At 70.6% G+C, this 25886-nt stretch carries 23 protein-coding genes and 1 tRNA gene; 11 read left to right on the top strand and 13 right to left on the bottom strand.

Translation table 11 applies throughout. The features are described 5' to 3' along the window. The first annotated feature begins 53 nt into the window (after window positions 1-53). On the top strand, window positions 54-2153 hold the full coding sequence (locus ABIC53_RS00540; RefSeq protein WP_274178984.1) for a phosphatase PAP2 family protein: 2100 nt from the start codon (window positions 54-56) through the stop codon (window positions 2151-2153). A gap of 80 nt (window positions 2154-2233) precedes the next feature. Further along, window positions 2234-3532 carry a threonine/serine exporter family protein gene (locus tag ABIC53_RS00535; protein WP_274178985.1) on the top strand — a complete coding sequence of 433 codons (1299 nt, stop codon included), beginning with the start codon at window positions 2234-2236 and terminating at the stop codon, window positions 3530-3532. Window positions 3533-3547: 15 nt separating this feature from the next. Here the strand turns inward: ABIC53_RS00535 and ligD are convergent, their stop codons facing one another. The 5 genes from ligD to ABIC53_RS00510 form a co-directional block, all read right to left on the bottom strand. Next, entirely contained in the window at window positions 3548-4579 is a 1032-nt protein-coding gene (ligD, locus tag ABIC53_RS00530; RefSeq protein ID WP_274178986.1) for a non-homologous end-joining DNA ligase, read from the bottom strand. Between the two features lie 186 nt (window positions 4580-4765). Further along, the gene (locus ABIC53_RS00525) at window positions 4766-5848 is read right to left on the bottom strand and encodes an SseB family protein (protein WP_274178987.1); all 1083 of its coding nucleotides are present in this window, start codon (window positions 5846-5848) and stop codon (window positions 4766-4768) included. A 45-nt stretch (window positions 5849-5893) separates the two neighbouring features. Then, the gene (locus tag ABIC53_RS00520) at window positions 5894-8362 is read right to left on the bottom strand and encodes an ATP-dependent helicase (RefSeq protein WP_274178988.1); all 2469 of its coding nucleotides are present in this window, start codon (window positions 8360-8362) and stop codon (window positions 5894-5896) included. Between the two features lie 44 nt (window positions 8363-8406). Continuing rightward, the gene (locus tag ABIC53_RS00515) at window positions 8407-9090 is read right to left on the bottom strand and encodes a LuxR C-terminal-related transcriptional regulator (protein ID WP_274178989.1); all 684 of its coding nucleotides are present in this window, start codon (window positions 9088-9090) and stop codon (window positions 8407-8409) included. After that, window positions 9059-10300, bottom strand: coding sequence for an ATP-binding protein (locus tag ABIC53_RS00510; RefSeq protein WP_274178990.1), 1242 nt, complete (start codon window positions 10298-10300; stop codon window positions 9059-9061). The genes ABIC53_RS00515 and ABIC53_RS00510 overlap by 32 nt, the downstream gene beginning before the upstream one ends. A gap of 114 nt (window positions 10301-10414) precedes the next feature. Here ABIC53_RS00510 and ABIC53_RS00505 point away from each other — a divergent pair, with 114 nt between their 5' ends. The 3 genes from ABIC53_RS00505 (at window position 10415) to ABIC53_RS00495 (ending at window position 12394) form a co-directional block, all read left to right on the top strand. Beyond that, window positions 10415-11914 (top strand): PspC domain-containing protein, encoded by a 1500-nt coding sequence (locus ABIC53_RS00505; RefSeq protein WP_274178991.1) that lies wholly within the window; start codon window positions 10415-10417, stop codon window positions 11912-11914. Next, the gene (locus ABIC53_RS00500) at window positions 11911-12255 is read left to right on the top strand and encodes a hypothetical protein (protein ID WP_274178992.1); all 345 of its coding nucleotides are present in this window, start codon (window positions 11911-11913) and stop codon (window positions 12253-12255) included. Before ABIC53_RS00505 ends, ABIC53_RS00500 begins: the two co-directional genes overlap by 4 nt. 63 nt (window positions 12256-12318) lie before the next feature. Then, window positions 12319-12394, top strand: a tRNA-Met gene (locus ABIC53_RS00495). Window positions 12395-12402: 8 nt separating this feature from the next. Here the strand turns inward: ABIC53_RS00495 and ABIC53_RS00490 are convergent. The 3 genes from ABIC53_RS00490 to ABIC53_RS00480 form a co-directional block, all read right to left on the bottom strand. Further along, complete coding sequence (locus ABIC53_RS00490) at window positions 12403-12708, bottom strand: biopolymer transporter Tol (protein WP_274178993.1); 306 nt, start codon at window positions 12706-12708, stop codon at window positions 12403-12405. Window positions 12709-12751: 43 nt separating this feature from the next. Then, window positions 12752-13858, bottom strand: coding sequence for a fatty acid desaturase family protein (locus ABIC53_RS00485; protein WP_269268047.1), 1107 nt, complete (start codon window positions 13856-13858; stop codon window positions 12752-12754). Window positions 13859-14021: 163 nt separating this feature from the next. Then, on the bottom strand, window positions 14022-14357 hold the full coding sequence (locus ABIC53_RS00480; protein WP_269267985.1) for a DUF7882 family protein: 336 nt from the start codon (window positions 14355-14357) through the stop codon (window positions 14022-14024). 134 nt (window positions 14358-14491) lie between these two features. On the opposite strand from ABIC53_RS00480, the gene ABIC53_RS00475 reads away from it, so the two are divergent. The 3 genes from ABIC53_RS00475 (at window position 14492) to ABIC53_RS00465 (ending at window position 16152) form a co-directional block, all read left to right on the top strand. Next, window positions 14492-14701 carry a hypothetical protein gene (locus ABIC53_RS00475; protein ID WP_274178994.1) on the top strand — a complete coding sequence of 70 codons (210 nt, stop codon included), beginning with the start codon at window positions 14492-14494 and terminating at the stop codon, window positions 14699-14701. A 187-nt stretch (window positions 14702-14888) separates the two neighbouring features. Next, window positions 14889-15215: a DUF7882 family protein gene (locus ABIC53_RS00470; protein WP_112617498.1), complete on the top strand. Its 327-nt coding sequence runs from the start codon at window positions 14889-14891 to the stop codon at window positions 15213-15215. A 19-nt stretch (window positions 15216-15234) separates the two neighbouring features. Next, the gene (locus tag ABIC53_RS00465) at window positions 15235-16152 is read left to right on the top strand and encodes a helix-turn-helix domain-containing protein (protein ID WP_274178995.1); all 918 of its coding nucleotides are present in this window, start codon (window positions 15235-15237) and stop codon (window positions 16150-16152) included. Window positions 16153-16162: 10 nt separating this feature from the next. On the opposite strand, the gene ABIC53_RS00460 is transcribed toward ABIC53_RS00465, so the two are convergent. The 5 genes from ABIC53_RS00460 to ABIC53_RS00440 are packed head-to-tail and all read right to left on the bottom strand — an operon-like array spanning window position 16163 to window position 22040. Next, window positions 16163-17347 (bottom strand): sensor histidine kinase, encoded by a 1185-nt coding sequence (locus ABIC53_RS00460; RefSeq protein ID WP_274178996.1) that lies wholly within the window; start codon window positions 17345-17347, stop codon window positions 16163-16165. Window positions 17348-17354: 7 nt separating this feature from the next. Next, a complete protein-coding gene (locus ABIC53_RS00455) occupies window positions 17355-18446 on the bottom strand; it encodes an ABC transporter permease (RefSeq protein WP_112617501.1) in 1092 nt (363 codons plus the stop codon). Next, window positions 18443-19402 carry an ABC transporter ATP-binding protein gene (locus ABIC53_RS00450; RefSeq protein ID WP_274178997.1) on the bottom strand — a complete coding sequence of 320 codons (960 nt, stop codon included), beginning with the start codon at window positions 19400-19402 and terminating at the stop codon, window positions 18443-18445. Before ABIC53_RS00450 ends, ABIC53_RS00455 begins: the two co-directional genes overlap by 4 nt. A gap of 10 nt (window positions 19403-19412) precedes the next feature. Continuing rightward, complete coding sequence (locus tag ABIC53_RS00445) at window positions 19413-21035, bottom strand: sensor histidine kinase (RefSeq protein WP_274178998.1); 1623 nt, start codon at window positions 21033-21035, stop codon at window positions 19413-19415. 6 nt (window positions 21036-21041) lie between these two features. Further along, entirely contained in the window at window positions 21042-22040 is a 999-nt protein-coding gene (locus ABIC53_RS00440; protein ID WP_274178999.1) for a glycerophosphodiester phosphodiesterase family protein, read from the bottom strand. A gap of 158 nt (window positions 22041-22198) precedes the next feature. Here ABIC53_RS00440 and ABIC53_RS00435 point away from each other — a divergent pair, with 158 nt between their 5' ends. The 3 genes from ABIC53_RS00435 (at window position 22199) to ABIC53_RS00425 (ending at window position 25882) form a co-directional block, all read left to right on the top strand. Further along, window positions 22199-23095 carry a Bax inhibitor-1/YccA family protein gene (locus ABIC53_RS00435; RefSeq protein ID WP_269267994.1) on the top strand — a complete coding sequence of 299 codons (897 nt, stop codon included), beginning with the start codon at window positions 22199-22201 and terminating at the stop codon, window positions 23093-23095. Window positions 23096-23183: 88 nt separating this feature from the next. Next, window positions 23184-24413: an ROK family transcriptional regulator gene (locus ABIC53_RS00430; RefSeq protein ID WP_274179000.1), complete on the top strand. Its 1230-nt coding sequence runs from the start codon at window positions 23184-23186 to the stop codon at window positions 24411-24413. Between the two features lie 107 nt (window positions 24414-24520). Then, window positions 24521-25882: an extracellular solute-binding protein gene (locus tag ABIC53_RS00425; protein ID WP_274179001.1), complete on the top strand. Its 1362-nt coding sequence runs from the start codon at window positions 24521-24523 to the stop codon at window positions 25880-25882. Window positions 25883-25886 lie beyond the last annotated feature (4 nt).

Raw genomic sequence — 25886 nt, 5'->3', positions numbered from 1 at the left:
CCGCCCGCCCGGGCTGGGGGCGCGATTCTCCCCCCGCATCCGAAGGACGCTGCATGCACCTCGCTCCCTCTGCTTCCGATCCATCCCGGCGCCGCACGGGCATCCCCCTGGCCGTGGCGGCGCTCGCCGTCACGACCCTCGCTCTCGGCGTCGCCGCGCCCGCGAACGCGGCCGCCGGCGATCTGCTCGACGAGAACGCGATCGCACCGCACGCCGCTCCCTACGGCACGTTCGTCGACGTCTACACCGCGAACAGCTCCGCCAACACCACGCCCGAGACGAACCCCGCGATCGGTGTGCTCTCGGGAATGCTCGACCTCTGGCAGCCGGGAGCCACCTGGGACACCGGCCGGGCGACGGATGCCGGCGCGGCGGTGCTCGACGCCAACATCGCGCGCAACGTGGAGGTCGCGCGCACCCGTACCGCAGCGGACGAGACCGCCGCGTGGATCTTCGACCGCCGTCATCAGAGCTACAGCGCCATCGACGGACTCGGCCCGGCAGCCTCCGCGTTCCGCCAGGCGATGAATGCCGGCACCACGATCCCCGACGCCATCCCCGCCGACGCCACGACGGTGCGCTACGACGACGCCGGCAACGCGTCGGGCCGCTGGGCAGACCCGAACTCCGAGCTCGGCTCGGTCGTCGCGCTCGTCGACACGGTGCGCGGTCCCTCGGCCTCGTCGAACCCGTCGAAGAACTTCTTCAGCTACAAGCGACCCTTCCGCTGGGTGGACGACTCGATCATCGTCCCCGCGCTGATGCCGGTGCGAAAGCCCGACAGCGAGGCGGCGAGCGACGGCGGCTTTCCGAGCGGTCACACCAACGCCGCCTACCTCGCCTCGTTCGCCCTCGCCGACGCGGCGCCGCAGTACCAGGACCTCCTGATCGCGAACGCCGCCGAGATCGGCGACAGCCGCATCGTTGCCGGGATGCACTCCTCGCTCGACGTCATCGGCGGTCGCGTGCTGGCGACCGCCCTCGCCGCCGCAAGCCTGAACGATCCCGCGAACGCCGAGCTGCGCGCCGCCGCGTCGGCCGAGGCGCAGGGTCTGATCGACACGCTGCCCGCCCCGGCATCCACATCCACGCTCGACGATGCCGACTACGACGCGCTCGCGCAGCAGTACCGCGATCGCATGACCTACGGGCTGCCGAGCACGGGCATCGCCGGCCTGCCCGCACGCGTCCCGGCCGGCGCCGAAGTGCTGCTCGAGCACCGGCTGCCCTACCTCGACGCCGAGCAGCGCCGCTGGGTGCTCCACTCCACCGCCATCGACTCCGGCCACGCCGTGCTCGACGACCCCGAGGGCTGGGGACGACTCAACCTGTTCGAGGCGTCGAACGGCTACGGCGCCTTCGACACCGATGTCACGGTGACGATGGATGCCGGCTCCGGCGGCTTCGCCGCAGCCGACGAGTGGCGCAACGACATCGACGGTGCCGGGTCGCTGACGAAGGACGGCTCCGGCACCCTCGTCCTGTCGGGCGAGAACACCTACACCGGCGGCACCATCGTCGACGACGGCATCGTGCAGGCGACCTCCCCGACGGCCCTCGGCACGGGCGACCTCTCGGTCACCGGCGGATCGCTCGTCGAGGCGACCTCCGGGCTCGCCGTGGGCGGCGACTTCACGCAGGCGAAGGATGCCGCGCTCGAGCTGTCGGTCGAGAACGCAGCGCCGGCCCTCTCGATCGCGGGCACCGCCACGCTCGGAGGCACCCTGCGCGTCGACCTTCCCGCGGAGGCTCCGACCTCTCCCCTGCGGCTGATCGCGTACGGCGCGCGTGCCGCCGACACGACGTTCGACGCGGTGGAGCTCACCGGCGCCGGGGCGGGATTCGACGGCGCACTCGACTACCGTGCCGACGGGGTGTACCTCGTCGACGTCGCCGCTCCCGGGGAGACGCCCGGCACCCCGGCGCCCGGCATCCCGGCGCCCGGCGTTCCGATGCCCGGAGCTTCCGACACCGCTGCCGGAGGCGACTCCGCTGCGGCCATCGGAACGAGCGCGGCGCGGCCCACCACCGACCGCATCGCGCGGACCGGCGGCGAGGGCTCGCCGATCGGTCTCCTGATCGGCGGAGTCCTCCTGGTCTCCGCCGGAGGCGTCGTGCTGCTCTCGCGGCTCCGTCGCCTCGCGCGCCGCTGACAGCGCGGCGACCCGATCGACCCGATTGGTCCGGCCGATCCTCCCACCCGAGCAGCCTCCTCGGGTGGGAGGATCGAACCATGCGGGATGACCAGCGCGACGACGTCCCCGACGGCACCGCCGAACTGCACCTCGAGCCCCTGCGGTTCATCGCGCGGACGGATGCGGTCCTCCGCCTCGGCACGCTGATGCTCGGCGCGGGCGCTTCCTCGGCCCGTGTGCGCGACACGATGGACCGCACCGCTCACGGACTCGGCCTCGATCGCCTCGAGTCGCGCGTCGGGATGACCGACATCGTCATCACCGCGCAGCGGGGACAGCTCTTCCGCACGAGGGTGGCCGACGTGCGGCATCCGGTCGTCAACTCCGAGCGGATCGCCGAGGTCATGCACCTCTCCCATCGCGTCGCCGGCGGCGTCACCGCGGACGACCTGCAGCGCGAGCTCGACCGGATCGAACGGATGCCGCCGCGTTACCCGACCGCGGTGCGGGTGCTGGCCGCCGCGGCGGCCTGCACGGCCTTCGCGTTCCTCAACAACGGCGGATGGGCCGAGTGCCTGAGCGTGGCGCTGGCCGTCGCGCTCGGCCAGTACGTGCGCGTTCGCGGAGCCCGGCTGCAGGTCAACGAGTTCTTGCTGGTGTTCCTGTCGGCTTCGGCCGCGCTGCTCACCTTCCTGGGCGTCTCGCATCTGATCGAGCTGCTCGGTGCGCCCTCGCCGCAGTACGGCGCCGCGCTGACGAGCGCCGTGCTCTACCTGGTGCCCGGATTCCCCCTTGTCACGGGCGCGCTCGATCTCGCCCGCCTCGATCTCAACGCGGGAGTGAACCGCGTCGTGTACGCCTGCCTCGTGCTGCTCTCGACAGGGTGCGCCGTGTGGGCCGTGGCCGCCGTGTTCCAGACGAGTGCCGTCGCCATCGCCGCCCCGGAACTGGGCGAGCCGCTGCTGTCGCTGGGACGCCTCGTCGCGGGGTTCGTCGGCGTCATGGGCTTCGCGCTGCTGTTCTCGACGCCCTGGCGCATCGCTCTCGCGGCGGCGGCGATCGGCACGGTCGCCAACGTGGGCCGCCTCCTCATGATCGACCACGGCACGATGCAGCCGGTCGCGGCCGCCGCAGCCGGTGTCGCGGTCGGATTCGGAGCGTTCGCCGTGTCGCGCTTCGTCCGGGCGCCGCGCATCACCCTCACCGTGCCCGCCGTGCTGATCATGGTGCCGGGGGCCTCCGCCTACCGGGCCATCGTCGGGACCATCGAGAGCGACACCATCAGCGCGGTGCAGTACGGGGTGACGGCGGTGTTCGTCGTCGTCGCTCTGGCGGTGGGCCTCACCGTTGCGCGCGTGGTCACCGAGCGCGAATGGCAGCGACCCTCCGCACGGTGAGCGGCGCGATCCCGGCTAGTCGGCGCCGGGCTGTCGAGCACGGCTCGGCTGCACGCGCGGCGGCTCTCCCGGCATCTTGGGGAACTCCGGCGGGAAGGGCAGCTCGCCGAGACCGGCGTCGAGGTCGCGCTGCCACCACTCCAGCAGGGTGTCGATGCGGCCGGGGTCGGCCTGCAGCTCGGCCCAGGGATCGCCGATGTCCGCCAGCCGCTGCGGCACGGTGCGGACCGTGAACGAGGACGGTTCGACTCCGGCCTCGAGCTCCTCCCAGGTGATCGGGGTCGCCACCGTCGCCGCCGGCAGCGCCCGTGCGCTGTAGGCGCCCGCCATCGTGCGGTCGCGGTTCGCCTGGTTGAAGTCGACGAAGACGCGCTCGCCTCGCTCCTCCTTCCACCAGTTGGTGGTCACCCGGTCGGGCATCCGGCGTTCGAGCTCGCGCCCGGCGGCGATGACCGCGTGCCGCACATCGAGGAACTCGTGCGTCGGCTCGATCGGACAGAAGACGTGCAGGCCGCGATTGCCGCTCGTTTTGAGGAACGCCGTCAGGCCGGCCTCGGCGAGGACTTCACGCAGAGCCGGCGCGACGGATGCGGCATCCGCGAAGTCCGTGCCCGGCTGCGGGTCGAGGTCGATCCGCAGCTCGACCGGGTTGTCCGTGTCGGCGGCGAGCGAGGCCCACGGATGGAAGACGACCGTGTTCATCTGCACCGCCCACACGACGGCGGCGGTCTCGTTCAGCACGACCTGCGGATGCCGCCGCCCGCTGTTGTAGGTGCACACGACCTGATCGACGTAGCCCGGGGCGCCTTTCGGCGGATTCTTCGAGAAGAATCGCTCGCCGCCGATCGAGTCGGGGAAGCGCTCGAGCGAGACGGGCCGATGACCGTTCGCACGGAGGAACGGCTCGGAGACGGCGATCGCGTACTCGGCGTACTCGTGCTTGGTGATGCCGAGCTCGGGCCACAGCACGCGATTGGGGCTCGAGAGGCCGACCTCACGGTCGCCCTCGGGGCCGGGCACGGTCAGGGTGATGCGCTCGCTCGCCATGGCCCGACCCTAGGGCGTCGGGAACGGATGACGTAGCCCCTGGACAATCCCGTCGGCGAAATGCTCGGCGACGGAGCGAGCGGATTGATACACCTGCCGGACCGGCGGTGCTGGTGAGCCCTCGCACGCGGCGTGTGGGCTCACCTGCACCGGCGGCCCGACGGATGTATCAGCGCGACGGCGTCGTCAGGACGCCGGCGGCTCGGGGGCCGGCTCAGCCGGCGCGCCCGGAGCGGGCTCGGGGTCGGGCTCGTCGGCCCGCGCGAGGACGGGACCGAGGTCGGCGCGGTCGACATGGATCCAAGGCCCACCCGGGTCGACGATCACGCCGTTGAGCGCGGGGTTGGACTGGAGGGCACGCGCCAGCTGGGGCGCGGTCACCGGCACGGGGCGGTCGCCGCGCTGGAGCACGAGCACCTCGAGCGGGTGCGAGTAGACCTCGAGGCGCCGCTCGCCCGATACGGTGCGCGACTCGGCGAGACCGAGCTGGCCGCTGTCGCCCGCGGGACCCGCGGCCACCCACAACGGTGCCTGCGCGAGAGCCTCGCCGACCGCAGCCGCCGTCTCGGCGCTGCGCGGTCCGGCGAGCAGGTTCTTGATCGTGAAGGCGGGATCGCCCTCTTCGAACGCCTTCGTGATGAGCTGCACGGGCAGGACGATGCGCGATCCGGCGACCGCGTGATCGATGATGAGGCCCTCGTACGGACCCTCGATCGCGTTGCGGAACACGTTCGCGACGGGAAGCCCCAGCGCCGAGGTGTCGCGGTCGCCGTCGGCCTCGACGCTCGCCCGCAGCGATGCGCCGCCGGTGAAGGCGAGGAGGAAGCGGGCACCGTCGATCTGCGAGACCGCGAGCGTGATCGGCTTGCCTTCGGCCGTCAGGGCCCGCGCGTCTCCGCGCACGCGAACGTACATCGTGCCCTGCATGCTCTGACGCATGACGTTCATGACGTCGACGTTGCCGGGCTTCTCCGGCAGCGACGCCAGGGCCGCCTGCACGAGGGTGTTGTCGGGCATGCCCGTCACCGTCTCGGTGCGGGCGGGGGCCTCAGCCGGCGGGCGCGTGACCGTCCGCTCGGGCTGCGCCGGGGCTGCGGCCTGAGCGGGAGCACCGAAAGTCGACACCGAGATGCCCACGTGGGGCACCACCTCGGCAGGTGTCTCGGCGTCGGGGGTGACGGCGGAGTCGCCGTCGACGTCGGCAGCGACCTCGTCGGCGTTCGCGGGCTGGCTCGTGGTGTCTCGCGCGGAGCGCTTGAAGATCGCCATGTCCCCGAGCCTAACCCGCGCCCCCGCGCCGCGCGGGGGGTTGCGTCACAGCTTGACGATCGGTGCGATCTTGATGAGCAGCTTCTTCGGGCCGGCCGAATCGAAGCGGACGTGCGCGACGCGCTTCGCCCCCTCGCCCGTGACCGCGTCGACCCGCCCCTCGCCGAAGTCGTCGTGTCTGATGCGGTCGCCGGGGCCGAGCTCGAGGTCGCCGTTGTCACGGACCTTGGCCGGGATGCGGTTGGCGAACTTCGCGATATCGCCGCTCTTCTCCTTGCGCGGAAGCGGCACGAGGTCGTCGCCGTATCGCTTGCCCGATCCGCCGAAGCCGCCGCCGGATCCGCCGGAACGCCGACCATTGAGGGCTCGTGACTGCATGCCCCCGCGCGAGTTGACGTCACCGGGCGACTGCCGCCAGTCGATCAGGTCGTGCGGGATCTCCTGCAGGAACCGGCTCGGCATCGCGGCGGACACCTCGCCGAACTGCGCACGCGTCATGGCGAGCGAGAGATGCAGGCGCTTGCGGGCACGGGTGAGCGCGACGTAGAAGAGCCGCCGCTCTTCCTGCGGGCCGCCGGGCTCGTTCGCCGAGATGCGGTGCGGGATGAGGTCCTCTTCCACGCCCGTGACGAACACGGCGTCGTACTCGAGACCCTTCGCCGTGTGCATGGTCATGAGCGACACCGTGCCGGATGCGTCGTCGAGGTCGTCGGCATCGGCGACGAGGGCGACCTCGGTGAGGAAGTCGAGGATGGTTCCCTCGGGGTTGTTACGGGCGAACTCGCGAGTCACCGCGATGAGCTCGTCGAGGTTCTCGAGGCGCGCTTCGTCTTGCGGGTCGCGACTCGCCCGGAGGGCGTCCATGTACCCCGACTTGTTCAGCAGCACCGTCAGGCCCTCGGTCACGGACGTCGGCGGGGCGATCTCGCCCGAGCTCGGCAGCATGATCTCGGACGCTTCGGCGAGAACGGCATCGAGCTGCGCGATCGCGGCCTGGATCTTCGGACCCACGCCGAGCGCCGAGGCGTTGGCGAGCGCATCGCGGAAGGTGATCTGGTGGTCGGCCGCGTACCGGGCGATGGACGTCTCGGTGACGTCGCCGATGCCGCGGCGCGGGCGGTTCAGGATGCGGCGCACCGCGAGCTCGTCGGCGGGGTTCGCCACCGCGACGACGTAGGCCAGCGCATCCTTGATCTCGGCACGGTCGTAGAACTTCGTGCCGCCCATGATCTTGTACGGGATCGCCGCGCGGATGAAGATCTCCTCCAGCGCTCGCGACTGCGAGTTCGTGCGATAGAAGACCGCCATCTGCGAGTAAGGCACCGACGAGCGGTGCAGCGCTTCGATCTCGTCGGCGACGAACTGCGCCTCGTCGTGCTGCGAGTAGCCGGTGAAGCCGACGATCGCGTCGCCCGCGCCGACATCCGTCCAGAGCTTCTTGTCTTTGCGGTCGAAGTTATGGGAGATGACGGCGTTGGCGGCAGAGAGGATGTTCTGCGTCGAGCGGTAGTTCTGTTCGAGCAGCACGACCTTCGCGCCGGGATAGTCGCGCTCGAACTCGGTGATGTTGCGGATGTCGGCGCCGCGGAACGCGTAGATGGACTGGTCGGAGTCGCCGACGACGGTCAGCGACGCAGCCTCGACCTCGGGGGCCGACTCGGGCTCGAAGATCATCATGCCGCCCGACGAGAACGCGTCGCCGCCCTGCCCCTGGACGGGGCGCGTGAGCTCGTGGATCAGCGCGTACTGGGCGTGGTTGGTGTCCTGGTACTCGTCGACGAGGATGTGCCGGAACCGCTTGCGGTACACGTCGGCCACATGCGGGAACGCCCGGAACAGGTAGACCGTCTGGGCGATGAGGTCGTCGAAGTCGAAGGCGTTGGCCCGCTGCAGGGCGGACTGGTAGGCGCCGAAGAGCTCGACGAAGACGCGCTCGGCGGGATCGGACATGTTCGCCTGGCGCGCGTACGAGTCGGCGTCGGCGAGCTCGTTCTTGAGCTTCGAGATGCGGCTCTGGACAGCCGCCGGCGTGAGTCCGAAGGCGTCGGCCTCGTGCTCTTTCACGAGACGCTTGATGAGCGCGCGCGAATCGCCCGAGTCGTAGATCGTGAAGTTCTTGGTGAAGCCGAACTGCTGCGCCTCGCGCCGGAGGATCCGCACGCACGCCGAGTGGAACGTCGAGATCCACATGCCCTGTGCGCTGTCGCCGATCAGCTGCTGCACGCGCTCGCGCATCTCGCCGGCGGCCTTGTTGGTGAAGGTGATGGCGAGGATCTGGCTCGGCCACGCCTCGCGGCCTCGGAGCAGCGACGCGATGCGATGTGTGAGCACCCGGGTCTTGCCCGAGCCGGCGCCCGCGACGATCAGCAGCGCCGGACCGCGATAGGTCACCGCCTCGCGCTGGGGCGGGTTGAGTCCCTCGAGGAGGTCGGCGTCGGGACGCTCGCCCGAGGAGGCGCCGGGGCGCACGGATGCGGCGGACCCGACGATGACGGGCTTGATGGGCTCTGGCATGACCACTCGATTCTACGTTCGGCCACCGACACCCGCCCGGCGACTCAGAGCAGGCGTCGGGCCGTCGCCCAGGCGGTCAGCTCGTGCCGCGACGACAGCTGCAGTTTGCGCAGCACCGCCGAGACGTGCGTCTCGACCGTCTTCACGGAGATGAACAGGTCGGCCGCGACCTCCTTGTATGCGTAGCCGCGGGCGATGAGCCGCATGACCTCCTGCTCGCGCGAAGACAGCCGGTCGAGCTCCTCCACCGCCGTCGCCGTCTCACCGGCCACGGCCCCGAACGCGTCGAGGACGAATCCCGCGAGCCTCGGCGAGAAGACGGCGTCTCCGCCCGCCACCGCAGCGACGGCGCGGCTCACCTCGTCGCCCGATGAGCCCTTGGTGATGTATCCGCGTGCGCCAGCGCGGATGACCCGCACGACGTCGTCGGCGGCATCCGAGACGCTCAGCGCGAGGAACCGCGCCGGTGTCGGGGCGGCCCGGGCGATCACCTCCGCTCCCCCGGCACGGTCCTCGCCCGCTCCGCCGGGCAGGTGCACGTCCAGCAGCACGACGTCGGGCTCCGTTCGCGCGATGACCTCGACGGCGGATTCGACGTCCGCGGCCTCCCCGACGACGGCGATCCCCGTGCCCAGATCAGCCCGGAGCCCCGACCGGAAGATGGAGTGGTCGTCGACGATGACGACGCGCAGCGCGTCAGCCACGTGCGTCCCCGGGGCCGCCGACATGGAGGTGGACCTCGGTGCCGCCCGAGGCCGCCGTGCGGACCGATGCCGATCCCCCGGCGCGCCGCATCCGGCCGATGACCGACTCCCGGACGCCCAGCCGGTCATCCGGGATCGCGGTCACGTCGAACCCGGGCCCTCGGTCGCGCACATAGACGTCGACCCCGTGGGCTCCACCTTCGATGTAGACCGAGACGTCGCCGCCGGCGTGCCGGGCGGCGTTGAGCATCGCCTCGCGCGCCGCCGCCGCCAGTTCACCGCTGGCCTGCTCGGCCGACAGCCCGGCGGAGACCACGTCGATCCGCACCGCATAATCGAGCTCGAGCGCGGCGGCGTAGTCGCGCAGGTCGCTGACGAGGTCGCTGTCGGGGTGCGCCTCGCCGTCGAAGAGCCAGGCGCGAAGCTCGCGCTCCTGTGCCCGAGCGATGCGCGCGGCCTCGCTCGAGGCGCCCGCCGTGTTCTGGATGAGCGCGAGAGTCTGCAGCACCGAATCGTGCAGATGCGCTGCCATCGCGCTTCGCTGCTCCTCGCGGATGCGCCGGACGCGTTCCCCCGACAGGTCGCGCCACCGACCGGCGAGGAATGCCCCGCCGAGCGCGAGCACCCCCGCGACGGGAAGGGCCAGGTCAGGAAGCGCCACGAGACCGTCGGAGTCGACGCGCGGCAGCATCGCGAGGAGCACCACGATCAGGATGCCGGCCGCGACCGTCCGAACGGTGACGGTATGCCGGCCCCCGCGATCGATGTCTCGGCGGTCGACGAGCTCGGCCCAACACCCTGCGGTCGTCGCGAGGACGGTCACGAACGCGACGACCGCCAGGAGAGTGGGCGAGAAGGATCGCGACATCCAGGCATCACGGGCCTCGATGGCGAGGACCGCGAACAGGATCGGCAGCGCGGCGGTCGCGGCTGCGGCGAGGATCCAGGCGACCGGCGCCTGCCGGGTCGGCGCCGCAGGCCCGGGTCGGCGGGGCACGAGGGCCCAGAACCAGAGGTACAGGAGCGGACCGGCTCCCGCGACGAGCGTCAGGACGACGAACAGCGCACGGATGCTGCCCACCCCGACGCCGAGGTGCTGGGCGAGCCCCGCGCTGACGCCCGAGACCACGCTGTCGCGAGCGCGATCGAGCGGCGGTCGCGTGCCCGGGCCGATGACCGGTCGCGGAGGCGGAGGTCCCGGGTGCGCGGCGGGAGTCGCGAGAGCGGAGGACATGGCCACATCCAATCACTCCGGACGCGGCCGCACACCAGCGCCGGCGCAGGATCAGGGAAGCCTCAGGGCGATCCCCCATATCGCCCGCTGCCGCGCACCGCGGAGGATCGGATCATGACTTCCGCACCGCCTCTCGCCGCCCCACCGCGACCCGATCCCGCGTCACCGACGGAGGGCCGGTTCTTCCGCTGGGTCGACGCCCTCGGCGCCGCCCGCCGAGACGGGTGGATCGGCGGCGTGTGTGCGGGAGTGGCCGCGCGCTGGGGTGTCGACCCGGTCATCGTGCGCGGGCTCGCCGTCGTCGCGACCGTGATCGGCCTCCCCGCCATCGTCGCCTACGCCACCGCCTGGGCGATCCTGCCCGATGCCTCGGGGCGGTCGCACGCCGCCGACCTCGAGCGCGGCCGGTTCTCGTACGCCCAGGGTGCGATCCTCGCCGTCGCGATCATCGGGGTCGTGCAGATCCTCGGTCTCCTGATCACTCTCGCCGGCCTCGCGACGAATTCGAGCGCTGCAGCGGTCACGGCTGTCCTCGGGGCACTCGCTCTCATGGGCGGGGTGGTGGTGGCGGCCGGCGTGATCGCGCTGCTGGTCCGAGCAGCGCGTCGGGTCCCGGGCGCCGTGGAGGACGAGCGGCGATGGGCTTCCGCAGCGTCCGAGACGGTCCCGGCCGCATCCGCCGACGGCTCCGACTCGGGTACCGGCGCGGGCGGAGCGGAGGGCGCCCCTGCGCCTACCCCGCCCCCACCCCCGAGCAACGACGCCGACGCCGACGCCGACGAGCTAACCGCCTGGCGCGCTCAGCACTCGGCCTGGAGGGAGCGAGATCGCGCCTGGCGTCGCGAGCAGGGCGACGCTGATCGCGCGGCTCGAACCGCCGCGCGGGAAGAGCGCCGCGCCGCAGCGGCGGCGTTCGCGCGCGAGGCGGCGGAGCGCCGACGCGTACGGCGCGCTGCGCACCCCCGCACGAGCATCGCTTTCGTCGCCGTGACCGCGGGGGCCGCCGCCATCGCCGGCACGATCGCCGGCCTGGCCGCTCCAGGCCCCCTCTCCGTCGCGCTCGGTGTCTTCATCGCTGCCCTGGTCACGGCTCTCGCCATGATCGTCGCCGGAGCCATCCGCCGCCGCAGCGGCTTCCTCGCCTTCGCAACCGCATGCCTGCTCATGGGCGGGGGCGTCGCGGTCGCTGTCTCCGTCGTCGAGGAACTGCACATCGGCGTCTACGGGATCTCGAACGTCTCATCCGAGGCCGGGGCGGAGACCTACCGGCAGACGTTCGGCGAACTCCGCGTCGCGCTCGTCGACGCGTCCGATGCGGCGCCGCTGACCATCGAGAAGGGATCCGGCTCGACCTACGTGACCGTCGCACCCGGTGTCGAAGTGACGCTGCATGCATCTGTCGGCGACGATGCATCACTGATCCTCTCGGAGGGCGACGAATGGACCGTACTCACCGACAGCCCCGACGCACGAGATCTCGGTGCGGACCGAACCGCGGTCGATACGACGATCCCCTCTCGAGGGGAGACGACGACGCGTCAGTCGCTCACCCTCGACCAGGAGAGGGGCTACATCGAGATCCGCATCCTCGACCCGAAGGAGACCAACCGATGACCGACCTGACCTCCACCGAAGACACAGCGTTCCCCTCGCCTCCTCCTCCTCCCCGCGTGCGGTGGGCCGGCATCGTGTGGGGTCTCGCCTTCGCGACGCTCGCCGTCGCGGGCGTCGTGCTCACCCGGTCACCCGACGCCTACGGCGGACTGCTCGAGCGGGTGGCGGCGATCTCGATTCCGACGCTCGTCGCCACGGGCCTGTTGACCGTGGGCGCCGCGGTCCTCGTCACGGGAATCGTCGGCATGCTCAGGCACGCTCAGCGCTCGCTGGCGCCCCGCCACGCTGCCGCGCCCAGCACGGACCACGTCACCGAGACACCGGAGCGTCACACGACGTAGCTCGGCGTCTCCGGCCTTCACACCCCTGGCGACCCGGCGGACGCCCACGTAGCGTGAAGGCATCGCGGCGATCCGGGTGGTCCCGGGCATCGGCTCATAACCGATCGCGTTGCGGGTTCGACTCCCGCCGTCGCGTCCATTCGGGTCTCAGCCCTCATCGAGCGCATCGAGCCGCTGCAGCGCGTCCCGCGCCCGCGCGAGGCGATCGCCCTCGGGCTCGTCCCACCAGTACGGTCCGCGCTCTCCCAGGCCATGCTTGGCCAGGCCCACGCGCTCGCGTGCTGCGGCGACCGCCTCGTCGTCTCCGCGCCGCTTCGCGGCTCCCACCGCCGATCGGCCGCGTCCGAGGTGGGACTTCAGCGCAGCGACGAGATCATCGGGCAGCGAGGGGTCGGTGCGCCGCCAGCGTCTCCCGTCGATGACGAGCCAGCGTTCGGAATCGACTTCGGCCACGGACTCAGTATGAGCCGTGGCCGACGTCGAGGGATGCTGCGCCTCAGGCGCGACGGAACTCCGCGCGCATGGGGCAGTCGAACGGGTCGCGGGCGGCGAGTCCGACGCGGTTGAGGTAGTCGATGACGATGGCGTAGGAGCGCCAGAGTGTGGTCTCGGTGTACGGCACGTTCAGGGCGTCGCACTGGTCCTTCACGATCTCGCGAGCGCGGGCGAGTGCCGGCCGCGGCATGTTCGGGAAGAGGTGGTGCTCGATCTGGTAGTTGAGGCCGCCCATGAGCCACGTCGCCCACCAGCCGCCGCCGATGTTGCGCGAGGTGCGCACCTGCTTGCTGAAGAAGTCGAGCTTCGCGTCGGGCGCGATGATCGCCATGCCCTTGTGGTTCGGCGCGAAGGAGGCGCCCATGTACAGCCCGAAGACGGCGACCTGCACGCCGAAGAAGGCGAAGGCCATACCGATCGGCAGGAAGATGAAGATCGGAGCGACGAAGACCGCGAACCGCGCGATGATCAGCGTGATCTCGACCGCACGCTTCTTCACCGGGCCTCGGCTGAAGAGGTGGCGCATCGACAGCGCGTGGAGGTTCAGGCCTTCGAGCAGCAGCAGCGGGAAGAAGAACCAGCCCTGGCGCTGCGTGATGAATCGGCGGATGCCGCGCGCGGTGGCCGCGTCCTCTTCGATGAACGAGATCGTGTCGATCTCGATGTCGGGATCCTTGCCCACCTTGTTCGGGTTCGAGTGGTGCCGGGCGTGCTTGGACGTCCACCACGACAGGCTCATGCCGACGACGCCGACGGCGAGGAAGCGGGCCAGGCGGTCGTTCGCGGGGCCGGAGGCGAGAACCTGCCGGTGGTCGGCCTCGTGTGCGAGGAAAGCCACCTGGGTGAAGACGATGCCGAGGGCTGCCGCGATGAGCAGCTGGAACCAGCTGTCGCCGAGCAGGACGAATCCGGTCACGCAGCCGCCGATCGCGAGGATCAGGGCGAGGCCGACGAGGCCGTAGAACCAGGGCGTGCGCCGCAGCAGACCCGATTCCCGAACGACGCGGGAGACATCGGTGAAGGCCTTGGCCATCGGCGGGAAATCGGCGGTTCCGGCGTAAGTGGTGCGGATGGGGCCGAGACGCGACTCGACGACGGATGAAGCGATGAGAGCACCTGCTGACTCGTTCGTGACCGGGAAGGTCGGGAGCAGAAGGCGGATGCCGACGGCTGTGGCTCACACTACGGAGCGCTGGATCGCCGGAGCGGTATATGCCCCGGTCTCACCGGCGATGCACGGCGGTCGCACAGGCGGGACGCTCGGCGCCCCGCTACTCCGCGCCGTCGAGGAATGCGCCGTTACGGGGCGATTCCGGCGGCTCGGGAACGACGTACAGGCCCGTCGGCGAGTTCGCCGTGTACGTCAGCGCCTCGAGCCATGCGCGATTCAGCGACGGCGTCCGGCTGCCGTAGTACTTGAAGACGAGGCCGCAGCCCGGGTGCAGCCATACCGTCGTGCGGCCGTCGCCGATGCTCACGTCGTCCTTCCAGGTGAGCGTGAAGGCTTCGCCCCGGCGGAGCTTCGTCGTGATCACGGCCTGGAGGTGCGCGAGCGTCCGATCCTCGAAATCTGCGCGGATCTGGTTCTCGTAGATGAATCTGCCCATCGCACTTCCTTCCCGTGCTCGACCTGACAATAGTGATCAGCGCGGTCCTGCCGCATCCCCTTGTGATTCCTCAGCTGATCGGTAGTCTCGCCTGACACGGCGGACTCGACGCCGGTGGAGCGAAGGGCGAAAGCGTGTCGAAGAGAGTCGATGTGTTCTATGGCGGTCGCCCGTACAGCATCGGCGGTCGCGACATCGAAGACGTCCGCGCCGAGATCGCGGCGGCACTCGCGCTCGGTCACGGCTGGCTGACCGTGAACGATGGCGAAGGCGTGGCGCAGACCACCGATCTGCTCATCACCTCCGGGGTGGACGTCACACTCGCCGCCATCCCCGGTGATTAACGTGTTACGTAATCGTCCGTAAAAGTCAACCCCCTCCCACTCCCTGACAACTGCCTGAAATCTGCGGTGGCACAGCACGGCTGTGCGCGTCGCGGACAGAGCGCGCGCGGAACGGACTCTTCCGCGCGGCGTCGTGACCCGATCGCGGAAGCTGATGATCGCGCCGAATGGCGCGCGAGGAGGAATATTGGGCAGGTTTGTTTACGACGGCAACAATCGCGTCGAGATCGAGGACCGCACGCTCGCACACCTCCAGATGACCATCGGTGCGAAGCTTCGTCGCGGTGAGGCGTTCTTCTTCACTTGGAAGGACGACGTCAGCGTCGGCAAGGGGCGGACGACCGTCTGGATGCACGCCGGAGCCTCTCTCGTCTTCACGTTCCACGGCAGCCGGACCCCCGCGATCAACCGTGCCTGGCTCGAGGCGCTGATGTACACGGCCAACTCCCCCAGCGGACTTTACGTCGTCCCCGAACCGGCAGAGTCCGCATCCGACAAGCTCGTTGTTGAATAGCGAGCCCGTTCGGCGGGGGTTGCAGACCGACGACCCCGGTCGGGCACAGGAATCGGTCAGCTCGCTGTACGAGACGCCGGTGGCGCTCGCGGTCGACGGGTCCGCGCCATTCCGATACGAGATGGCGGCGCTCGCCCACCCGGCCGCAGCCGCCGCCGCTGTGCGGTTCACGGGGACGATGCGCACCACGACGCGAGCTTTTCCGCGTCTCATCGTGGCGCACGCGGCGCATGGCAGCCACCGGTGGCAGGTCGGAGGCGAGTCCGGCGACGGCCGGACCCCCTTCATCGTGCCGCCGGACACCGAGTTCACCGCCGAGTTCGGTCAGCTGCACCTGCGCACGTTCAGCGTCACCACGGAGACGCTCGACCACGTGCTGCGCGGCATGATCGGCGACGACCCTCACCATCTGCAGTTCTCCGGACTGAACCGCCGGGCTGAGAATCCACGGCTCGTCGCCGAGACCCTGCGCTTTCTCGAGGCGACCATGCTGGCCGACGAGAAGGTCGCCGCCTCGCCTCTCATGCGCACTCAGCTCATGCACCAGGCAGTCGCATCGCTCGTGACGGCGTTCCCCGTCATCGACCCCGAAGAGGGGGAACGCCGACGCCCGACCGCGCGAGCCGTGCGCCGCGCTGTGGCGTTCATGGAGGAGAACGTCAGCAACCCCATCAGCATCAGCGACATCGCGGTGGCCTCCGGAACATCGGTCCGCGCACTCCAGAGCGCCTTCCACAAGGCGTTCGAGATCCCGCCGAGCACCTACCTTCGCCGCCTGCGCATCGAGGGCGCCCACCGCGAGCTCCGCGCTGCGCCTCCCGGGTCGACGACCGTGCGGGATGTCGCTCTGCGCTGGGGGTTCGCGCACACGGGACGCTTCGCGCAGCTCTACGCCGCGATGTACGGCGAGCACCCCTCGCACACGCTGCGCCGCTGAGGCGCGCGACTCAGGCGGCGGTCGCCGCGGGGTCCGGCAGGAGGATCCAGACGCGGGTGCCGCCGAGCGGTGAGTCGTCGAGACCGATGCGCCCACCGTGCGCCTGGATCACCCGTCGACAGGTAGACAGGCCGATGCCAAGGCCCTCGGCCTCGGAGTCCCCCCGCTCCATCAGCGCGAAGACGCGTTCGCGGTCCGCCGGGGGCACCCCGGGACCGTTGTCGTCGACGGTGATGCGCCAGCCGCCGTGCACCGTGTGCGCCTCGACACGCACCTGCGGGACCTTTCCCGCAGCCGCGGTGAACTTCACCGCGTTCGCCACGACATTCTGGAGCACCGCGCGCAGGAGCGTGGGATCACCGGCGGGCTCGACCTCGATGTCCTGACGGATGTCGGCGCCGGAGGCCGAGATGGACGCGTCGAGATCCTCGACGACGGCGTGCATCACGGCACCGAGATCGACGCGCGCCCGTTGGGGGCTCGCACCGCCGATGCGGGCGTAGGCGAGGATGTCGGAGATCATGGCGTTCATGCGGTCGGCCGCCGACTCCGCACGGGCGAGCACGCGCGCCGCCTCGGGCGCGTTGTCCATGTCGGGGCTGTCGATCGCGAGCTCGAGGAAGCCGGTGAGGGCCGTCAGCGGATTGCGGAGGTCGTGACTGATCTGCCCCGCGAAACGCGAGAGCTGATCGTTCGACTCGCTCAAAGCGCGGCTGATCCGGCGCAGCTCGAGCAGGTCGACCACCTGATGAGCCAGCAGATCGAGCGCCTCGCGAGCCGATTCGTCGAGGTCACCCACGGAGTCGTTGAAGACGCAGAGGGTGCCGATGGCGACGCCCGCCGGCGTGACGAGCGGACTCGATGCGTAGAAGCGCACGTGGGCGATCTCACCGGTGACGAAGGGGTTGTGTGCGAACCGCTCGTCGAGCCGCGCGTCGGGCACGATGACCCGACCGGGACGCGCGATGACGGCGGCGCACATCGAGTCTTCGCGTGAGCAGACCGCGGGTTCGAAACCGACCGCGGCGATCTGATGCTGCGAGCGGTCGTCGATGATGTTGATGACGGCCGTGTCGACGCCGCAGACGGTGGCTGCGAGACGGACGATCCCCTGCAGGTCGGGCGCGGGGGCCTCGCCGATCACGTGATAGGCGTCGATCGCCTCGCGGCGGGTGATGTCGAGTTCGGTGACCATGGCACTCTTACGCTATCCGCGTTCCGGGCGGCAGGGCTCGGGCCGGGGTCCTCGTCCGCGACCACGCTCCCGCCACGAGCAGACCCGCGACCACGATCTGCCCGGCCAGTCCGACGAACCAGCTCGGCGCCGTTCGTTCTCGGATCTCCGCCGCGGTCGGCACGGCGCCGTCTGCGGCTGGCCGGCACTCGTCGTACCCCGTCTCGAGATCAGGTGCGACCTGTGCCTGCCGGACACCGGATGCGATCTGACCGAACAGGTCGACGGGGTAGCCGAACCGGTCGTACTCGGCAGGCGTCGCGTCGGCGAGGATGACGAAGGGGTTGGCCGCGAGCACCCACCACACACGATCGAACCGCGGCACGGTGTAGGTCGATGTCTCCGGCTCGCCGCAGACCATGCGAGCGGGATCGTTCCAGCAGTCGTCCGCCCCGTCGATGCACTGCGGCGACCCGTCGGCGTTGTACTGCGCCGGCCGGTAGGTCGCGGTCGCCTCGCTCGAGAACGCCGTCGCGCCGAGGCCGAAGGCGATGAGCGTTCCGAAGACGAGCGCAGAGACGACGAGGTAGGTCGCGGCGACCGAGAAGAGAGGCCGGGCGATGAGGCCGCTCAGCCCGACGCCGATCGCAGCGATGATGCCGATCTCGATCACGAGGACGACCAGCGACACCACGACGACGACGGGGTCCACTCCCCCGGCCAGGGTCGCGATGACGAGGAACGGGGCGGCCACCGCGGCGAACGCGAGACCCGTGACCCATGCCGCGAGCACTTTGCCGAGCAGGATCTCGGAGGTTCGCGCGAGCGTCACCTGGACCGGTGCGAGGGTCGCGGCATCCCGGTCGCCGTTGACGGAGTTGCCGCTGAGTGTGGGCGAGACGAGGACGACGAGCAGCAACGTGATGATGACGATCGTCGAGTAGATGCCGGCGCCGCGCTGCTCGCCCTCCGCGATGCCCCCGCCGAAGGCCAGGAACGACAGCGCGGTGACACCGATCAGCAGCACGGCGAAGATGCCGAGCAGGACGTACCACGACACCGTGCGCACCCGTTGGAGCAGCTCGAGCCGAGCGACCGTCCACAGCCGGGCGACGCTCATGACGCCTCCTTCCCCTCGGTGCCCAGATCCCGGCCGGCGCCGAGATCGAGGAAGGTGTGCTCGAGCATCCCGGTCGCGGCCGAGAACTCGGCGACCGCGATGCCCGCGCCCAGCAGCGCCCGCAGACCGGCGGCAGCCTCGATCTCGGACGAGAACGGGATCAGGACATCGCGGCGGTCTGTCGGCACGCGCGCGACGTCGAGTCCGAGGGCCGTCGCGATCGGGAGCACGGCAGCCTGCGCATCGAGATCGGCGACGCGGACGCGCCAGGTGCGGGTGCGGCGAGCCGCCGCCGCGACCCGGTCGGGACTCACGGTCGCGCCATCGAGCAGGAACACCGCGTCGTCGACGACCTCCTCGAGCTCGGAGAGGATGTGGCTGGAGATCAGCACGGTCTTCCCTGCAGCGGCGAACGCGCGCAGGAGTCCGCGCAGGTCCACCCGCGCCTGGGGGTCGAGGCCCGAGGCAGGCTCGTCGAGGAGGAGGACGGACGGGTCGTGCACGAGAGCTCGGGCGAGACCGAGGCGCTGCTTCTGCCCGCGCGAGAGCACACGGGCGGGCGACTCGGCGAGATCGACCAGACCGACCTGATCGAGAAGCTCCCGCGCGCGGCGGGCCGCTGCGGCTCTGTCGAGGTCGTAGAGCCGGGCGGTCATCTCCAGCGTCTCCCGCACGGTGAGCGAGCCCCACGCGCCCAGCGCGTCGGGCATCCATCCGAGCCGCGCGCGGGCTTGGGCGGGATCGGTCACCGGGTCGACGCCGGCGATCCGGATGCTGCCCGCGTCCGGCTGCAGAAGCGACGCGAGCATCAGGAGCAGCGTCGTCTTACCGGCGCCGTTGGGGCCGACGAGTCCGGTCACCGCTCCCGCGCGAGCGTCGAGATCCACTCCGCGAACGGCTTCGACGCGCCCGAACGATCGACGGACATCGCGGACGGTGATCCCGGCGGTGAGCATGTCCGACACCCTAGGGGACGGCGGAGACGTGATCGAGTGGGGGAGGGGCGTCCGGCGGGCTGGCCCGCGGCAGCCTCACGACGGCGACGGTACCGCCCACCCGCCCGGGCGTCAGCCGCACCTCGCCCCCGTGGGCGCGCGCCAGCCCGCGCGCGAGGGCGAGCCCGAGCCCGAGCCCCTGCGCAGCGCTCCGACGCGAGCGCGTGGTGCGATAGAACCGCTCGAACGCCTGACGGCGCTCGGCAGGGGTCATGCCGGGGCCCTCGTCGGTCACCGAGATCTCGACCTCGTCCGGTCTCATCGCGATCGAGATCTCGACGACACCGGCGGAAGGCGACACCTGCCGGGCATTGTGCAGCAGCTCGGTCATGATCGCCTGAAGGTCGCGGGCTGCGATGCGCGCGTGCACCGTGGCTCCAGTCACGGTCACGGCCACGCCGGAGTCGCCGTCGGCCGATTCGGCGACGACCCTGTCGACGACGGCACGAGCCTCGCACGCCGCTGTCCCGGGCGTCGCGTCCGCTCGACCCGTCGCGAGGATCAGTTCGACGGTGTGCTCCAGTCTCTCGGCGGCGCGGTGGATGGTCTCCCAGCGGTCGCGATGCTCCGGCATCGCTCCGGCGAGCGCGAGCTCGGCATTGCCGAGGATGACCGTGAGCGGCGTCCGAAGTTCATGGCCCACCGTGTCGAGGAATCGATCGCGGACGTCGACGGCTTCGACGAGCTCGGTCACGTCCTGGGCGACCACGAGCACGCCGATGGGCTCGCCGTCGAGCGCGATGGGGCGGGCGACGAAGCGCAGCGCTACCTGATCGCCCGGCTCACCGACCCACACGCGACGCGCCTCGGCGAGTTCACCCGAAAGGATGATGTCGCGCAGGTCCGCCCCCACCACGACCGGGGTGATCCGGTCTTCCTCGTAGACGGACGTGCGCCCGTCCTGGTCGAGCGAGATCGCGATCCCCGCACGCTGGGCCAGCGCATGCGCGGGGGCGTTCGCGACCAGCACCGCGCCGTCATCGCCGAAGAGCACGATCGCGTCCGGGCTCGTGTCGAGCAGCTGGCGCAGCGCGGCGTCGGCCCGGTTCGAGGAGTCGAGCGCCTCGGCCAATCGATGCGTGGCGCGTCGGGCCCTGGTGCGGTGGCGGCCGAGGTCGGTGGAGACGAAACGACTTCCCATCGCAAACATGCCGAGCAGCGCCGGCACCGTCGCGAGCGCCAGCCACTCCGCGAGCCCGGCGGGCGGCTCGGTCGCCGCCGCGAGAGGCAGCAGCCCCGCGAGGAGGACTCCCAGCGCCGCAACGGGCGGTGGGAACGCGAAGGCGAGCCAGGCGATCGGGAAGATGACGAGCATTCCGGTCACCGGCAGCAGATCGATGGCACCGTTGCGCAGCGGGGCGCAGGCGAGAATCGAGACGAGCGGGACGATGCACACCCAGACGGTTCCGCGAGTCGGCTTGTCGCGCCAGACGAACCCCATCGCGACACAGGCCGCGACGATGACGCTCACGCCGACGACGTAAGCCACGGTGATGCGCTCGGGAGCGACGACCGCGACGGTCGTGGAGATCATCACCGTCGACGCCCCCATCAGATACTGGGCGTAGGGCTGGATCCGGGGTCTGCTGAGCATCGGGGATCAGCGCCCGAACACGTCGACGCCGAGATCCGGGTGGTCGACGAAGACGCCGTCGACGCCGGATGCCGCGAGCTCGGCCCACTCGCCCGCGTAGTCTCCCCAGGCGGACCGACCGCCACCGCGTCGGTGCCGCCGGACGAGGAAGGCGTTCTCGGGACGCGCCGTCCACGTGAAGACGGCCAGCTCGCGCTCGTGCGCTGCGGCAACGAGCACCCGACCGCCGTCCGTGCCCCGCGCGGGGTCGAGGATCATCCGCTTGTCCAGGCTCACACCGGCGACCCGCCCGCGGAGGTCGTCGAGCCCCGCGGGCGACGACCACTCCCGGTAGCTGCGTGCCCCCGCGCCCTCAGTCGCGACCGAGTCGTACGGCTCACCGTCGGCCTCGAGGAGGAAGATCCGCGCGCCCCGGACGCCGGCGTCTGCCAGGCGGTCGAGGATCGTGAGCTCGAACGACTCGATCCACAGCGGCAGGTCGCCGTCGGTCCAGCCAGCCGCGTCGAGCTCTGCCGCGATGAGCTCGGACACGTCGAAGCCGGCGGCCTCCAGGAAGGTGGCGTGCTTGATCTCGAGCACGACGCCGGGCCGCCGCCCGGAGGTCTTCGCGGCATCCGTGACGAGGTCGAGGAGATCGCGCAGCCGCAGCATCGGCTCCGCGCCGTCATGACGAGCGCTGTCGGGCCGCAGCGCCGGGAGCCGCTCGCGGCAGCGCAGCCGTGACAGCTCGTCCCAGGTGAAGTCCTCCGCGAACCAGCCGGTGAGCGACGCGCCGTCGACGGTCTTCGTGGTGCGGCGCGAAGCGAACTCGGGATGGTCGGCAACGTCGGTGGTCGAGCCGATCTCGTTCTCATGCCGGATCACGGCGACCCCGTCCCGACTGAAGACCACGTCCGGCTCGACGGCATCGACCCCGCTCTCGAGCGCGAGGTGATAGGAGGAGCGGGTGTGCTCGGGACGATACCCGGGCGCACCGCGGTGGCCGATCACGAGCGGGCGGGACACGACCCCAGCGTACGGGCCGATGACGCGTGATTTCGCTCAGGGCGATCGGCTTCATGGCCTGCTCACAGCGCCGCGCATATCCGGGAGGAACCGGTTCCCGTAGGCTGGGTATACACGGCATCCAGCTGTGTCGACCCTCGACTTGGAGTGTGAGAGCAGTGGCCCTCAATAACCCCGCATTCGACAATCCCGCGTTCAAGGAGCAGCGGCCGGGTCTGACGCCGCCCGCCGCCCCCGGCATGCAGACCGCCTCGGCGCAGCACGCCGGCGTGAACGCCGCTACGCAGGCCCACCTCGAAGGCATGTACGCGGCACCCGCCGCCGGTGCCCGCGAGACCTCCCGCATGACGGTCGAAGACACCGTCGTCAAGACGCTCGGGCTCTTCGCGATCCTGCTGGCCACGGCGGTCGTCGGTTGGGTCTGGACACTCTCGCCGGTGACGCGCGACAACCCCGCCCCCACGATGATGCCCTGGATCATCGGTGCGCTCGGCGGCTTCGTCCTGGCGATGGTCGTCACCTTCACCTCGCGCAAGAAGGTCCGGCCCGGCCTGATCTTCGGGTATGCCGCGTTCGAGGGCCTCTTCGTCGGCGGTATCTCCGCCTACCTCGAGTTCATCTTCCCGGGCATCGTCATGCAGGCGACCCTCGCGACCCTCGCGGTCGTCGGCGTGACCCTTGCCCTCTTCGCCAGCGGCAAGGTCCGCGCGTCGGCCAAGGCGACGAAGATCTTCATGATCGCGATGCTCGGCTACCTCGTCTTCTCGCTGCTGAACGTCGGCCTGATGCTCTTCGGGGTAATCCCGGGCGGCATGATGTTCGGCCTCCACAGCATGAAGATCGCTGGCATCCCGCTCGGCCTCATCATCGGTGTGCTCGTGGTCATCATGGCGGCGTACTCGCTCGTGCTCGACTTCGACAACATCCAGCAGGGCGTCCGCAACGGCGCACCCCGTCAGTACGGCTGGGTCGGCGCTTTCGGCATCATGGTGACGGTCGTCTGGCTGTACGTCGAGATCCTCCGCATCATCGCGATCCTGCGCGGCAACAACTGACGCTCCCCCGCGATCGCCGAAGGCCCGTCCGGTTCGCCGGGCGGGCCTTCGTCATGCGCGTGCGCAGTATGGTTCGACGGGAGGAACCATGAGACGCGGCTCGAACCTGCCGGCCGTCGGCACGTACAACCAGACGCTCGTGCTCGACCTGATCCGGCGCTCCCCCGACGGCATCAGCCGCATCGAGCTCGCCGCCCGCACGGGGCTGTCCGCCCAGACGCTCAGCAATGTCGCCCGCCGTCTCGTCGCCGAGGGCTGGGTGCGCGAGGGGACCCCGATCGTCACCGGGCCCGGCAAGCCCCGGACCCCGCTCCAGCTCGACCCGACGGCCCGGTGCGCCGTCGGCATCCATCTCGATCCGGCCGTCGAGACGGTCGTCGTGGTCGACCTTCTGGGCGAGGTCGTCGCTCAGACCGAGCGCGCCCCGCGACCCGCCGCGACCCGCGAGCAGATCCTCGACGACCTCGTCGGCACCGTCGAGTCGCTGCTCGCGGAGGGCGGCCGTTCCCGGGCATCCGTGCTCGGCATCGGCGTCGCCGCTCCTGGCCCCCTCGACGCGGACGCGGGGGTCCTGTTCGAGCCGCCGCTCCTGCCGCCGGTCTGGCACGACCTCGCCCTCGGGCCGTTGCTGCGCGAGGCGACGGGACTGCCGACCACGGTCGAGAAGGATGTCGTCGCGGCGATGGTCGGCGAGCTCTGGCGGGATGCCGCGCAAGAGCTGCAGGACTCCATCTTCGTGTACTACGGAGCGGGCGTCGGCGCGGGCCTCGCCGTCGACGGCGCACCGATCCGGGGCCGTACGGGAAACGCCGGTGACGTCGCCCACCTCGTCGTCGAACCGGGCGGGCCGGCATGCGGATGCGGTCAGCGCGGATGCCTCGGCGCCGCCATCGCCCCCGAACGGCTGCTCGTCGACGGGGGCGTGATCGACGGCAGTGAGCCCGTGGCCGCACCCGCGCTCCGGGAACGCCTCCGCGAGCTCGCCGCCCGGGCGCGCGCCGGCGACGAGCGCGCCGCGTCGGCGGTGCGGCGAGCCGGGTCGAGCCTCGCCCGCGCCGTCGTGCAGATCAACAACCTCCTCGACGCGGATGTCGTCGTGGTCGGGGGGCCGCTGTGGAAGCTCCTCTCGACGACGGCCGGGCCCGCCCTCTCCGACGCCGTGGCGGCGAGCACCGAGACCGCCACGGTGCGCGGCATCCGCGTGCTCGAAAGCGGACTGGCCACGGATGCCGCCGCCGTGGGCGCCGCGTGCCTCGTGCTCGATGCCGCGATGACCGCCCGCCCGACCGACCTCATGATTGCGGGCGCCCCGGACTGAACCCACCGGGAAACGCCGAGGCGAAGCCTTGTTCTTTTATTCCATTTGTTTTATAAAAGACGTGCGCACGCACCAGCGCCCCTCGTCAAAGCAAAGGAGCTTCGACCATGAAGAGACCCATCACGACCGTGGCCGTCGTCGGCATCGCAGCGTTCTCGCTCGCTCTCACGAGCTGCGGCAGCGGCGGCGGGGGCGGAGACGAAGCGTCGTCCGACACGATCCGCGTCGCCTATCAGAAGACGACGTCGTTCACCGCGATGGACGAGCTCATGAAGAAGACGAAGGAGGAGTACGAGGCCGCGCACGAGGGGATGACGGTCGAGCTCGTGCCGATCGAGGCGGAGCAGGACCAGTACTTCACCAAGCTCGCCCTCATGAACGGGTCGGCGGGGACGGCGCCCGATGTGATCTACGAGGACACCTTCCAGATCCGATCGGATGCCGCCGCCGGATACCTGCAGCCGATCGACGACTATCTCGCCGACTGGGACCAGTGGGAGCAGTACGACGACGGCGCCAAGCAGGCCGGGCTCGGCGACGACGGCAAGACGTACGGCGTCTCGCTCGGCACCGACACCCGGGGCCTCTACTTCAACAAGCAGCTGTTCGCGGCGGCGGGGCTTCCCGAGGACTGGGCGCCGGAGAGCTGGGACGACGTGCTCGAGGCTGCGCGCACCATCAAGGAGAGCAACCCCGACGTCATCCCGTTCAACATCTACGCGTCGCAGGCCCTGGGCGAGGCGACGTCGATGCAGGGCTTCGAGATGCTGCTCTACGGCACCGAGGATGAGCTCCTCGACACCGACACGAACAAGTGGGTCACCGGCTCGGCGGGGTTCCTCGACGCACTCGAGTTCTATCAGACGGTCGCGGAGGAGAAGCTCGGCCCCGACCCCGCGCTGGCTCTCGACGCCGGCTGGGGAACCAAAGTCAGCACGGAACTCCTTCCCCAGGGCGGGATCGCCATCGCGCTCGACGGTTCGTGGCTGCCGAGCAACTGGATCGAGGGCGAGAACGCCTGGCCGGAGTGGGAGCAGACGATGGGCTTCGCCGCGATGCCGACGCAGGACGGCGGCGGTGACGGCTTCACCTCGATGTCGGGCGGCTGGACGCTCGCGATGGGCGCCAACGCGAAGAACCCGCAGGCTGCCTTCGACTTCATCGCCCAGGCGCTGACGTTCGAGAACGCGCTGATGTACCACCAGGAGGCCGGACAGATCGCCGTGCGCAAGGACGTCGCCGCCAGCCAGGAGTACCTCGACTACAACCCGTCGTTCGAGTTCTTCTCATCGCTCGTGCCGTACACCCACTTCCGGCCGGCGACGCCCGACTACTCGCAGATCTCGGCGAACATCCCGCGCGCGACGGAGTCGATCTTCACCGGTCAGGCGACCCCGCAGGATGCACAGGCCGCGTACGACTCCGCTCTCGTCGGCATCGTCGGCGAGGAGAACACGCAGGCGGGCTGATCCA

It is taken from the genome of Microbacterium sp. 1262 (genome assembly GCF_040544895.1).
Lineage (GTDB): Bacteria > Actinomycetota > Actinomycetes > Actinomycetales > Microbacteriaceae > Microbacterium > Microbacterium plantarum.
Note: the sequence above shows the minus strand (reverse complement) of the source record. Positions and strands in the feature narration are given on the sequence as shown.